The organism is Streptomyces sp. NPDC107528, assembly GCF_055639295.1.
In genome coordinates, this window is the sequence record NZ_JBVKAV010000009.1 from 36,814 (window position 1) to 48,939 (window position 12,126).

10 protein-coding genes are annotated in these 12,126 nt (G+C 70.1%); 7 read left to right on the top strand and 3 right to left on the bottom strand.

Going from position 1 to position 12,126, the window contains the following annotated elements:
- The first annotated feature begins 78 nt into the window (after positions 1–78).
- Together ACZ7L5_RS27275 and lpdA are read left to right on the top strand one after the other, a co-directional pair.
- A complete protein-coding gene (locus ACZ7L5_RS27275; protein WP_471519554.1) occupies positions 79–945 on the top strand; it encodes an SCO2400 family protein in 867 nt (288 codons plus the stop codon).
- 174 nt (positions 946–1,119) lie between these two features.
- Entirely contained in the window at positions 1,120–2,532 is a 1,413-nt protein-coding gene (gene lpdA, locus ACZ7L5_RS27280; RefSeq protein WP_471519555.1) for a dihydrolipoyl dehydrogenase, read from the top strand.
- Between the two features lie 4 nt (positions 2,533–2,536).
- Here the strand turns inward: lpdA and ACZ7L5_RS27285 are convergent, their stop codons facing one another.
- Positions 2,537–3,238: a lysostaphin resistance A-like protein gene (locus tag ACZ7L5_RS27285; protein WP_471519556.1), complete on the bottom strand. Its 702-nt coding sequence runs from the start codon at positions 3,236–3,238 to the stop codon at positions 2,537–2,539.
- A gap of 30 nt (positions 3,239–3,268) precedes the next feature.
- Positions 3,269–5,212 (bottom strand): glycoside hydrolase family 5 protein, encoded by a 1,944-nt coding sequence (locus ACZ7L5_RS27290; RefSeq protein ID WP_471519557.1) that lies wholly within the window; start codon positions 5,210–5,212, stop codon positions 3,269–3,271.
- 181 nt (positions 5,213–5,393) lie between these two features.
- Between ACZ7L5_RS27290 and ACZ7L5_RS27295 the strand changes: the two genes are divergently transcribed.
- The 3 genes from ACZ7L5_RS27295 (at position 5,394) to ACZ7L5_RS27305 (ending at position 8,984) form a co-directional block, all read left to right on the top strand.
- Positions 5,394–6,170, top strand: a complete 777-nt coding sequence (locus ACZ7L5_RS27295; protein WP_471519558.1) for a class I SAM-dependent methyltransferase — start codon at positions 5,394–5,396, stop codon at positions 6,168–6,170.
- Between the two features lie 134 nt (positions 6,171–6,304).
- Positions 6,305–8,368: a galactose-binding domain-containing protein gene (locus ACZ7L5_RS27300; RefSeq protein WP_471519559.1), complete on the top strand. Its 2,064-nt coding sequence runs from the start codon at positions 6,305–6,307 to the stop codon at positions 8,366–8,368.
- A gap of 19 nt (positions 8,369–8,387) precedes the next feature.
- Positions 8,388–8,984 (top strand): TetR/AcrR family transcriptional regulator, encoded by a 597-nt coding sequence (locus ACZ7L5_RS27305; RefSeq protein WP_471519560.1) that lies wholly within the window; start codon positions 8,388–8,390, stop codon positions 8,982–8,984.
- 9 nt (positions 8,985–8,993) lie between these two features.
- Here ACZ7L5_RS27305 and ACZ7L5_RS27310 read toward each other — a convergent pair whose 3' ends face one another.
- Positions 8,994–10,088 carry an acyltransferase family protein gene (locus tag ACZ7L5_RS27310; RefSeq protein WP_471519561.1) on the bottom strand — a complete coding sequence of 365 codons (1,095 nt, stop codon included), beginning with the start codon at positions 10,086–10,088 and terminating at the stop codon, positions 8,994–8,996.
- A gap of 223 nt (positions 10,089–10,311) precedes the next feature.
- Here ACZ7L5_RS27310 and ACZ7L5_RS27315 point away from each other — a divergent pair, with 223 nt between their 5' ends.
- Entirely contained in the window at positions 10,312–11,208 is an 897-nt protein-coding gene (locus ACZ7L5_RS27315) for a hypothetical protein (protein WP_471519563.1), read from the top strand.
- A gap of 139 nt (positions 11,209–11,347) precedes the next feature.
- On the top strand, positions 11,348–12,088 hold the full coding sequence (locus ACZ7L5_RS27320) for a class F sortase (RefSeq protein ID WP_471519565.1): 741 nt from the start codon (positions 11,348–11,350) through the stop codon (positions 12,086–12,088).
- Positions 12,089–12,126 lie beyond the last annotated feature (38 nt).

Sequence of the window (12,126 nt, forward strand, 5' to 3'; positions counted from 1 at the left end):
CGTTCGACCTCACGGGCGAACGTGACCAGGCCGCGGCCGAGCAGGGCCGATGGCGCAGTCAAGCCAGGAAGACCCCAGATGGACTACTGCTCCTCGTGCCGCCGGCATCTCAACGGGGCCCTCGTGTGCCCCGGATGCGGCGCCTACGCCCCGGACATCGCTCCCTCGACGACAGGGGGGCGCACCGTGTCGGCGGCGCCGGGCGCGGTGACGCGGGAGAACCCTGCGGTCGACACCTGGTACGACGGCTACTTCCGTGACGAGGCGGCGCCGGCCGCCGACCCGGACGTGAGGGCGCCCATGGCCCCGTCCGGTGACGTGGACGGTGTACCGGTCGTCCCCGAGGGCCGGGCGGCACGGCGTCGGCAGCGGGCCCGCTGGAAGAAGAACCAGCGCCGGGCCGTGGTCGCGACCGCAGTCGCCCTGGTCGGCGGTGGCCTGACCGTCTCGGCGCTGGACCGTGGGGCCGGCGACAAGGCGCAGGCGGCCACCGCGCCGGAACGCCCGAACGTCGCCCTCCCGGAGCAGCAGCACACCGAGCTCACCCGCCCGGCGTCCACTCCGCCGGACACCCCCGACGCCCCGCGCACCGACACGGCCACGTCGAAGCCGTCCCCGACCAACGCCGCCCGGGAGTCCGTCACCGCCCCGCGCACCACTCGGGACTTCACCCGACCGGACGCTGCCGCCACTCCGAGTGCCGCGGCGACGTCGGCCCCGCAGTCGCAGAACGCCTCCGCGAATCCCGGCAGCGGGAACTCCGGCGGCAGTGGCGGCAGTGGCGGCAGTGGCGGCAGTGGCGGCACCGAGGCCGAGCAGCAGGCGCCGACCCCGACACCCACCGACGGCTCCGACTCCGGCAACTCCACGTCACCGACGAGCCCCGCACCGGAAGCGACCTCGCCGGCGCAGCTGTGCGTGCTCAACCTCCTGTGCGTCGGCTGACCATGCGGGGGCAGTGACCCGACCGCCCGAGCGCACCCCACCTGAGATCGTCGTCACCCTCCCGCATCACCACACAACCCCGTGGATGCGGTCATGCTGGAAGAAGCCGTACGCCCTCGCCCGGCGAGGGCCGGCCCAGCAGAGCAGGACGTCGTACTCAGGAAGGAACTCTCCATGGTCGAGCAGGACGAGCGCTTCGATGTCGTGGTCCTCGGAGCGGGCCCCGGCGGCTACGTCGCCGCGATCCGCGCCGCCCAGCTGGGCAAGCGGGTGGCGGTCGTGGAGGAGAAGTACTGGGGCGGCGTCTGCCTGAACGTGGGCTGTATTCCCAGCAAGGCCCTGCTGCGCAACGCCGAACTGGCGCACATCTTCACGCGCGAGGCGAAGACCTTCGGCATCAAGGTGGACGGGACGGTCTCCTTCGACTTCGGCGAGGCGTTCCGCCGCAGCCGCAAGGTCGCCGACGGCCGGGTCAAGGGCGTCCACTACCTGATGAAGAAGAACAAGATCACCGAGATCGACGGCCGCGGCACTTTCCTCGACCCGCACACCCTCCAGGTGGCCGGTTACGACGGCGAGACCCGCACCATCGGTTTCGAGCAGTGCATCATCGCCACCGGCGCCACGCCCAAGCTGCTGCCCGGCACCCGGCGCAGTGCGCGTGTGGTGACCTTCGAGGAGCAGATCCTGGCCGAGGAGTTGCCGCAGTCGATCATCATCGCGGGCGCCGGCGCGATCGGCGTCGAGTTCGCCTATGTGCTGCACAACTACGGCGTGAAGGTCACGATCGTCGAGTTCCTGGACCGGATGGCCCCGCTGGAGGACGCCGAGGTGTCCGCCGAACTCGCCAAGCAGTACCGCAAGTTGGGCATCGACGTCCTGACCTCCACCCGCGTCGACGCCGTCGACGAGTCCGGCGAGCAGGTACGCGTCACGGTCACCGGCAAGGACGGCAGCCAGCAGGTCCTGGAGGCCGACAAGGTGCTGCAGGCGATCGGCTTCCAGCCGAACGTCGAGGGCTACGGCCTGGACAAGACCGGCGTGACCGTCACCGAGCGCGGCGCGATCGACGTCGACGGGCGCTGCCGTACGTCCGTCCCGCACATCTTCGCCATCGGCGACGTCACGGCGAAGCTGATGCTCGCGCACGCCGCCGAGGCCATGGGCATCATCGCCGCCGAGACCATCGCGGACGCCGAGACGATGGAGCTGGACTATGTGATGATCCCGCGGGCCACCTACTGCCAGCCGCAGATCGCCAGCTTCGGCTACACCGAGGCACAGGCGCGCGAGCTCGGCCACGACGTCAAGGTGGCGAAATTCCCCTTCACCGCGAACGGCAAGTCGCACGGCCTCGGCGACGCGACCGGCTTCGTCAAGCTGATCAGCGACGCCAAGTACGGCGAGCTGCTCGGCGGCCACCTCATCGGCCCGGACGTCACCGAACTGCTGCCCGAACTGACCCTGGCCCAGCAATGGGACCTCACCGTCCACGAGGTCGCCCGCAACGTCCACGCGCACCCGACGCTCGGCGAGGCGGTCAAGGAGGCTGTGCACGGCCTTGCCGGTCACATGATCAACTTCTGACCGTTCAGCCGTCGAGCCACCAGCGGGCCGCTCCCCAGGCGAACGCGTAACCGAAGCCGTTGACCGCCCAGTGCAGGGTCATCGGCGCCAGCAGACTGCCCGAGCGGCGGCGCAGCTCGCACAGGACGACCCCGGCGAGGGCCGTGGCGACGATCGCCGCGGCCACCGTCGGTGCCACGCCGGCCTGACCTTCTCCGAAGACGGACCCGACGGCGGCGTTGGAGCGGTTGATGCCACGGGACGGCATCAGGTGCCACACCCCGAACAGCAGCGACGACACGCTCGTGGCCCACGCCGTGCCGTGCCGACGCCGGATCATGGCCCACAGCACGCCCCGGAAGGCGGTCTCCTCCAGCAGCACGGTCCCGAAGGGCACCCGCACCAGCGCTCCCCACAGCATCCGCTCCAGGGACAGATCCGCCGCCCTGCCGTCCCGGAAGGCCTCGCGCCCGGCCGGAACGGCGAGCAGGACCAGCAGCACCAGCAGGACGATCGCCACCAGTACGGGAGCCCAGCGCAGCCCCCGGCGCACCCCCGCCGCGTCCAGCCCCAGGTCGGCCGCGGTGAGGCCGTCCCAGCGGGCGATCATCAGTAGCACGGCCGTCGCGACCACGCAGATGACCACGTACATGGCTGGGCTCCGCGCGAGCCAGTTGTTCAGCAGGTTCGCGGCGGTGAGCACGGCAAGAGCACAGGTGATCCGCATCCGGGTTCCAGCATCCCCCGGCTGCGGCGATCAGCCCAGTTTGCGGCAGTACAGCGCGTCGGGTGTCCGGGCCGACCCCACCCGGCCGGTGTAGGCGATGCCGGCCGCGTACTCGTCGTCCGCGCACTGGCCCTTGTAGTGCCCCTGCGCGAAGTCGCCGCCCTTGGCGCCCGGCCCCCGGTTGTCGCCCCGGTCGAACCAGACCGTACGGCCACTCGCGCCGAGCCTCCCGGCCGGGGCGGTGGCACACAGGGCGGCGGAGACGGCCGCGCCGCGGACGCTGTAGCCGATCAGGAACTGCCCCTCGGCGCACTGGAGTTTGGTGTAACCGGACGCCCAGTCCCGTCCCGCGGCGACGTACCGCTCGTCCACGACCACCTCGTGCCCGCCGGCCGGGTCCCACAGGGCGCCGGCCGTCACGTCCGAGCACAGTCCCCGGTTGCCCGTGTGGCCGAGGCCGAGCAGGCGCTGTCCGTCGGGGCAGGCGGCCTTGCGGGCGCCGGAGTCCCAGTCGGGCAGGGCCCGCATCCGCCGCGACTGGACGAAGTCGCCGTGGTCGGGGCTCAGCATCGACCACTCGGCGACCGGCGCCACCGGCCCGGTGCGGCCGTCGGCCTCGACGAGCCTCGTCCAGGCGGCGGCCCGCCAGTCGTCGCCGTCGTACACGCCCATACGGCGGCCTTCGGCATCCCAGTGCAGCAGCGCCCAGCCGTTGCCCTTGCGGTCCTGGTGCCAGCCGACGAGCGGCCAGTAGGCGAAGTCGGCGTCGGTGCGGATCAGTTGGTCCACGAAGTTCTCGAACCAGGCCCGCGGTTTCTGCCCGGTCTCGTCGCGGCCCCCGACGCCGAACTCGCTGATCCAGACGGGGGCCGTGAAGTGCTGGTCCTGCTCGGCGGCCACGAAGAAGGCCTGGCGATTGAGCACCGCGATCAGTTCGGCGGGACTCAGGTCGCGGTAGCGGGGGTCGCTGGTCTCGCCCGTTCCGGTGGCGCCGCTGTGGTTCGGGCCGGTGTAGTCGTAGAAGTGGGCGGAGTACACGAGCTTGCCGGAGTCGACGAGGGTGTGGGACAGGCGGCGGGCGGGCTCCATGGTGGGGCGCTCGTGCGGCAGGCCGTCGACGGGGATGCCGGTCCAGTTGATGCCCTCGACGACGATGAGCAGGTTCGGATTGGCCTCCGCGAGAATGCGGTCACCGACGCGCTGGGAGGCGGCGAACCAGTCGTGGTCGTCCCCGAGGCCCCAATTGGGGTCGTCCCAGACGTTGCGGCGCACCTCGTTGTAGAGGTCGGCGCCGACGACGCGCGGGTTGTCCCGGTAGCGGCGGGCCATGAACAGCCAGTCGCTCTCCCAGGCCCCGGTGGACCGGCTCGCGTTCCAGCGTTCGTTGCCGTCGACTCCGCAGCACCAACGCGTGGTGTTGGTGTGGTTGTTGAGGATCACCGCGAGGCCGGCGGCCGTGAGGTCGCGCACAACCGCGTCGTACACCTCCAGCGGCGTCCTGCCGCGCAGCGAGGGGTTGGCGGCGACGGATTCGTCCGTGACGGGACGGCTGTCGTGGACCATCTCGTTGGAGAAGGGGAGCCGGACGCTGTTGATCCCGATCTCGCGGAACCCGGCGATGATCTCGGCCACGGAGGCGCGGTCCAGGCCGAGCGGTATCCGGCCGGAGTTCTCGCCGGCGTGGTGACTCGCGTCGTCGGCCTGGTCGCCCGAGCCGTTCCAAGTACCGCTGGCACCGTGCCAGTTGCCGGACCGCAGCTTGAAACGGTCCCCGTCCGCGTCGACGATCCAGCGCCCCCGCGTGCTCAGCGGCGGCGTCCAGTCCTCCGCGTCGGCCGTGGCGGCGGGCGGGACGACGGCCTCGGCGGCAGCCGGCTGCTGCTCGGCCGCGGTCTCGGGCAGGGAGGAGAGCGGGACGAGGAGGAGTACGGCGGCGAGAGTAGCCCTCACCAAGGATCCGCGCACGGTCACCATCCCGACGGCAGTGTTGTCATGGCGGCGTCATCATGGTGGATGCGGTGACATTGGTCCAGTCTTTCGCGGCAGCCTCACGCGTGAGCCCGATGGGCCCTCCTCCATCCACTGCCCGCACCTGTGGCGCCGTGCGGCCCCGTTGAGCATCCTCGGTGGTACCGCGTACCAGGGAGGCACACCCATGCCGGCCAAGAACCTCACCGCCGACCGCTCCGCCCTCGGCCACCGTCTCACCTACGCCCTGCGCCACCCCGACCGCGTGCCCCGCCATCTCGTCCGCACCGCCCGGGACATGTGGCTGCGCCGCCGCCACCCGGACCACGTGTCCTACTACCGGGCCGTGATGCGGTCCGACACCCGGGCCGACCCGGACGCGGCGGTCGGCAGCCACAACCGGGAGCGCTGGCTGGCGCTCGGGGCGATGCAGTTCGACTACCTCCTCGGCCACGGCCTGCGCCCCGAGCACCGGATGCTGGAGATCGGCTGCGGCAACCTGCGAGGAGGCTGGCGGTTCATCCGCCATCTGGAGCCCGGCCACTACTACGGCATCGACATCTCGCCCGACATCCTCTTCGCCGCGCAGGACACCCTCGTGGCGATGGGTCTGCAGCAGCGGCTGCCCACGCTGACCCCGGTGCGCGACCTTAAGCTGAACTTCCTGCCCGAAGCCCACTTCGACGTGGTGCACGCCCACAGCGTCTTCTCGCACTCACCGCTCCCGGTCATCGATGAGTGCCTGGCGAGCGTGGGCCGGGTGCTCGCGCCCGGCGGCTGGTTCGACTTCACCTTCGACCGCACCGAAGGACAGGAGCACCACGTCCTTCGGGAGGACTTCTACTACCGCACCGAGACCCTCCTGACGCTGGCCGAGAAGCACGGCTTGCGGGCCCGCTTCATGGCGGACTGGGAGGAACTCCCGCACGGCCAGTCCAAGATCCGGGTCACGCATCCGGAGTGAGCCGACGCCCCTTCATCAGGTCAACTGTCCCGGACTCTTGACTCGTTGAGCAGGAGTGGCGATCCTCGTCGCACATTGTGCGAGGTCATGACAACCAGTCGACCGCGCGATCCCGCCGACCGAGGGACGTGGCTGTGACCAGTTCCGGACGCCCGTACCGCCGACGCAAGAACGTGACCGTGGTGTCGCTCCTCCTCTTCGTGCTGTCCATCGCGCTGGGCCCCACGCCGAGTTCGGCGGCCGGAACCGACTGGTGGAACCCGACCGCACGGCCGGCGCCGGACTCCCAGGTCAACGTCACGGGAGAGCCGTTCAAGGGGACCAACGCCCAGGGCGAAGTGCGCGGTTTCGTCGACGCGCACGACCACATCTTCTCCAACGAGGCCTTCGGCGGACGCCTGATCTGCGGCAAGCCGTTCTCCGACGCCGGCGTCGCGGACGCACTCAAGGACTGCCCCGAGCACTACCCCGACGGCTCGCTCGCGATCTTCGACTTCATCACCAACGGCGGTGACGGCAAGCACGACCCGAACGGCTGGCCCACCTTCAAGGACTGGCCCGCGCACGACTCTCTGACCCACCAGCAGAACTACTACGCCTGGGTCGAGCGGGCCTGGCGAGGCGGCCAGCGCGTGCTGGTCAACGACCTCGTCACCAACGGCGTGATCTGTTCCGTGTACTTCTTCAAGGACCGCAGCTGCGACGAGATGACGTCCATCCGGCTGCAGGCCAAGCTGACGTACGACATGCAGGCCTTCGTCGACAAGATGTACGGCGGCACCGGCAAGGGCTGGTTCCGCGTCGTCACCGACAGCGCGCAGGCCCGTGAGGTCATCGAACAGGGCAAGCTGGCGGTCATCCTCGGCGTCGAGACCTCCGAGCCCTTCGGCTGCAAGCAGATCCTCGACATCGCGCAGTGCAGCAAGGCGGACATCGACAAGGGCCTGGACGAGCTTCATGCTCTGGGCGTGCGCAGCATGTTCCTGTGCCACAAGTTCGACAACGCCCTGTGCGGGGTCCGCTTCGACTCGGGCTCGCTCGGAACGGCCATCAACGTCGGCCAGTTGCTGTCGACCGGCACCTACTGGAAGACCGAGACCTGCAAGGGTCCGCAGCACGACAACCCCATCGGCAACGCGGCGGCCGCCGCAGCCGAGGCGAAGCTCCCGGCGGGCGAGGAGGTCCCCTCGTACAGCGCCGACGCACAGTGCAACGTCAGAGGGCTCACAAATCTCGGCGAGTACGCCGTTCGGGGCATGATGAACCGCGGCATGATGCTGGAGATCGACCACATGAGCGTCAAGGCCGCAGGCCGGGTGCTCGACATCTTCGAGTCCGCGTCCTACCCCGGCGTCCTGTCCTCCCACAGCTGGATGGACATGGACTGGACCGAGCGGGTCTATGGCCTCGGCGGCTTCATCGCCCAGTACATGCACGGCTCCGACGGCTTCATCTCGGAGGCCAAGCGCACCGAGTCCCTGCGCGACAAGTACGGCGTCGGCTACGGCTACGGCACCGACATGAACGGCGTCGGCGGCTGGCCGGGCCCGCGCGGCGCGGACGCCCCGAACAAGGTGACGTACCCCTTCAAGAGCGCCGACGGCGGCTCGGTCATCGACCGGCAGACCACCGGTCAGCGCACCTGGGACCTGAACACCGACGGCGCCGCCCACTACGGCCTTGTCCCCGACTGGATCGAGGACATCCGCCGCGTCGGCGGCCAGGACGTGGTCGACGACCTCTTCCGGGGCGCCGAGTCCTACCTCGACACCTGGGCGGCCTCCGAGAACCACGAGGCCGGCGTCAATCTCGCGCGCGGCGCGAGCGCGTCCGCCAGCTCCTCGGAGTGGGGCCTGTTCACGAGCTACCAGCCGGGGCGGGCCGTCGACGGCGACGGCGGCACCCGCTGGGCGAGCGACTGGAACGACGACCAGTGGTACAAGGTCGACCTCGGCTCCACCCGCGTGGTCAAGCGGGTCACCCTGGACTGGGAACGCGCCTACGCGAAGTCGTACCGCATCGAGCTGTCCACCGACGGAGTGAACTGGCAGACCGCCTGGTCCACGACAACCGGTGACGGCGGCCTGGACACGGCCCGGTTCAGCGGCACACCGGCCAGGTACGTTCGTGTCCAGGGGCTGGACCGAGGCACCGACTGGGGCTACTCCCTCCACGAAGTCGGCGTCCACAGCGGCTGACACCCACGAGAGGGGCTCCATGGCACGGTTGCCGTCCGCCGAGCGGCGGCGACAGCTCACCGAAGCGGCGATCAGGGCGATGGCCCGGGACGGCGTCCCCAGGACGACCACCCGGTCCATCGCCGCCGAGGCGGGCGTCTCGCTGAGCGTCTTCCACTACTGCTTCGACTCCAAGCAGGAGCTGATCGAGTCCGTCATCACCACCATCACCGGGCACTACGTGACGGTGGTGAAACAGGCCCTGCAGCCCCGGGCCACCCTCGAGGAGACCGTCCGAGCCGGCTTCGAGGCGTACTGGGACCACGTCCGCGCCCACCCGGACGAGCACATGCTCACCTACGAGCTGGCGCAGTACGCCCTGCGCCAGCCCGGCTTCGAGCACCTGGCACGCCGCCAGTACGAGCTGTACGCCGAGACCTACGCCGAGCTCATCGAGCAGCTGCGGCAGACCATGGGCGTCCGGCTGCGCGTACCCGTCCCGGTACTGGCCCGCTATCTGGCCGCCATGACCGACGGCCTCACGCTCAACTACCTCGTCCTCGGCGACGACGCGGCCTGGACCGGCATCCTCGACACGGTCACCGCCCACATCGCCGGGCTGGTGTGCGAGACCTGACGGGGGCGCTCACCCCGGTACGGCTGCCCGGTCGCGGGCCTCCTCCTTGGCGTCCCGCCGGAAGAGCCACCGCATGTCCGGCTCCACCGCGAACCGCAGTGCCCGCCGCACCGGGGGAGTGCACAGCACGGTCACGACCACCGCTGCGACGACGCCGACGACGACCGGGCCGAGGGGCTGCTGCAGCCAGGCGGGGTCGTACCAGCCGAAGTACTTGGAGGCCTGGGCGACGAACCCGTGCAGCAGATAGCCGTACAGGGTGCCCACGCCCAGCACCGTGCACCACATCCGACGCCCGGGCACCCAGGCGAGGAAGCAGGCCACCAGGACCAGCGAGCAGGCGAACAGGACCGGCGTCATCACGGCCCCGTACCACTGGGGCGCGCCCAGCTCCTCGGCACTGTCGCGGTGGTAGAACCAGGCCCCGGCCATCCGCGGCACCGCCCAGTACGCCACCACGAACGCGCCCGCGAACACCGGCACGGCCGCGATCCGCACCGCGCGGCGGCGCACCATCCGGAAGTGCTCCGGACGCAGCAGCAGACCCAGCACGAAGTACGGCAGGAACTGCAGGGTGCGCTGGAGGTCGAGGTCGTTGCCGATGGACGGCGAAAGAGTGGCCAGCATCGCCACGGCGAGCGCCAGCGGCAGCGGCATGCGCACCCGCCACCACAGCGGTGCGCTCAGCCGCCACAGGAACAGGGACGCGAGGAACCACGTCAGGTACAGCGGGTCCAGCAGGCTGATCGGGCGGTCCGGCTCCTGGTCCGTCCACCTGGTGAACAAGGTGTACGCCGTCTCGAAGACGACGTACGGGACGACGAGACCGGTCACCAGGCGTCTGAGCTGCTGCGGGCGGCCGTCGAAGCTGCGGGAGAAGTACCCGGAGATCACGATGAACGCCGGCATGTGGAAGGCGTACACCAGCATGTACAGCGCGCTGACCGTCCGACTGCCGTCCCGCAGCGGTTCCCACGCATGGCCGACCGCCACCAGGACGATCGCCGCGTACTTGGCGTTGTCGAAGAAGGCGTCCCGCTGTTTCGAAGGCGCAGGTGGCAGGGCCGTGGCAGGCGCGGGAGCCGAGACGGTGTGATTCGGCATCCCACGCGTCTCACCACTTATGGCCCAGGCAAACCTCCGCAGGCGGCCACGGCCCCCCGGGTGCCGGGGGGACGGCGTCATAGGGCCGTAGGGGTGTGGACGTAACCCGTGTGATCGCTCCGAATGGTGCGACCCGGGGGATTGGCTGACGGTGGATCACGTCAGGCCTGGCTCCAGTGGTGATGAAGCGTCAGCCGCCCAGGCCGTGACGGAAGGACTCACTATGCGCTCTGTCCGCATGCTGCTCGCCACCGCGACGGCCACGGCCGCTCTGGCGATCGCGCCCGCCGCCTACGCCATCACGACGGGCGACTGGGACCAGGAAGACACCACCCACAGCAAGGATCACGACAGCGACTCCCACAGCAAGGACCACGAGGAGGAGTCCTCCGGAAAGAAGCACGAGGACAACTCCTACAGCAAGGAGCACGACAAGGAGAGCAAGCACGACGAGCCGCGTGGCGGAGTCCACACGGGCGGCGGAGCGCTTGCGGCCCTGTTCAAGGGCGACGACTGGGGCGGGGACAAGGAGAAGGACGGCTCGGACGGCTACAAGGACAAGGACGAGGAGGGCAAGCACGACAAGGAGGGGAAGCACGACGAGGAGGGCAAGCACGACGAGGGGAGCAAGCACGACGAGGAGGGCAAGTACGACGAGGAGGGCAAGTACGACGAGGAGGGCAAGTACGACGAGGAGGGCAAGCACGACGAGGAGAGCAAGCACGAGAAGCCGCACGGTGGGGTGCACACCGGTGGCGGAGCGCTTGCGGCCGTGACCAACGGTGACGACTGGGGCGGCGACAAGGACCCGAAGCACGACCCGGACAGCTACCGCAGCAAGGACGAGGGACACGGCGACCACGACAAGGGCTCGTGGAAGGAAGAGGACCACGGCGACGACTCGTGGAAGGGCGACCACGAGAAGGACTCGTACGGCGGCGACCACGACAAGGAGTCGTGGGGTGGTGGCGACCACGACGGGCCGCGCGGCGGTATGCACACGGGCGGTGGCGGTCTCGCCTCGCCGGGTGTCACCGCGGGTGGTCTGGCCGTGCTCGGTGCCGCCGGTGCCGGCATGTACGTGCTCCGTCGCAAGAAGGCCGCCGGATCCGTGGCGTGATCGATGCCCGATGACATAACCGCTGTGGCCGCCGCACGTGCGCCGTGCGTCGCGGCGGTCCCGCGGGTCGTCCCCTTGTCCTCCTCGTAAGTCTCCGTCCTGCTGTGTCCGCTGCTGCGCCCGAGTGAGGTGGTGCCCCATGGCCGCCGGCTGTCCCTCGTCCCCCGAGAACGACCCGGCCCGTTCCGACACCGGTTCCGCGACCTCGCGGCGGATAAGACGTGCGGCCGCGGTGATCTTCTGGAGCGTGGTCGTCGTCCTGGTTCTGGTGGTGACCCTGCCCGGAGCCCAGGACGGGGCATCCAACGGCGGCCGTGCGCAGCAGCCCCTGCCGGCGGTCGGACCGCAGGGTCCGGGGGAGACCGAATCCCATGCCCCACCGGGTGCCAGGTCGGACTCGCCGGCCCGGCGCCCCGTGGGCAAGCATCTGGCGCGGTCCCGGCCGGTGCGGCTTCTCATCCCCAAGATCTCGGTCGACGCGCCCTTCACCGACCTCGCCATCGGCAGTGCCGGCCGGCTCAACCCCCCGCCGGCCCACGACACCAATCTCGTCGGCTGGTACGCCAAGGGCGCGTCCCCCGGTGAGACGGGTACGTCGATCATCGCCGGCCACGTGGACACGGCCACGTCCGCTGCGGTCTTCGCCAGCCTGAGCGAGCTGCGGAAGGGGGACCGCTTCCAGGTGCTGCGGGCCGACGGGCGCAAGGCGTCCTTCGTGGTCGACAGCGCGGAGACCTTCGACAAGGACACCTTCCCCAGCGAGCGCGTGTACCGCGACACCGCCCGGGCCCAGGTCCGGCTCATCACCTGTGCGGGGGACTACGACCGTCAGGTGCGGGACTACACCGCCAACCTGGTCGTCTTTGCCCACCTCGTCTGAACCACTACGTTCCGTATCACGCCACTCCGCGCTGACCT

Excerpts from the sequence above, each read along its gene's own strand:
- ACZ7L5_RS27275 (WP_471519554.1), top strand. The coding sequence starts at position 79 with ATGGACTACTGCTCCTCGTGCCGCCGGCATCTCAACGGGGCCCTCGTG.
- lpdA (WP_471519555.1), top strand. The coding sequence starts at position 1,120 with ATGGTCGAGCAGGACGAGCGCTTCGATGTCGTGGTCCTCGGAGCGGGC.
- ACZ7L5_RS27285 (WP_471519556.1), bottom strand. The coding sequence starts at position 3,238 with ATGCGGATCACCTGTGCTCTTGCCGTGCTCACCGCCGCGAACCTGCTG.
- ACZ7L5_RS27290 (WP_471519557.1), bottom strand. The coding sequence starts at position 5,212 with ATGGTGACCGTGCGCGGATCCTTGGTGAGGGCTACTCTCGCCGCCGTA.
- ACZ7L5_RS27295 (WP_471519558.1), top strand. The coding sequence starts at position 5,394 with ATGCCGGCCAAGAACCTCACCGCCGACCGCTCCGCCCTCGGCCACCGT.
- ACZ7L5_RS27305 (WP_471519560.1), top strand. The coding sequence starts at position 8,388 with ATGGCACGGTTGCCGTCCGCCGAGCGGCGGCGACAGCTCACCGAAGCG.
- ACZ7L5_RS27310 (WP_471519561.1), bottom strand. The coding sequence starts at position 10,088 with ATGCCGAATCACACCGTCTCGGCTCCCGCGCCTGCCACGGCCCTGCCA.
- ACZ7L5_RS27315 (WP_471519563.1), top strand. The coding sequence starts at position 10,312 with ATGCGCTCTGTCCGCATGCTGCTCGCCACCGCGACGGCCACGGCCGCT.
- ACZ7L5_RS27320 (WP_471519565.1), top strand. The coding sequence starts at position 11,348 with ATGGCCGCCGGCTGTCCCTCGTCCCCCGAGAACGACCCGGCCCGTTCC.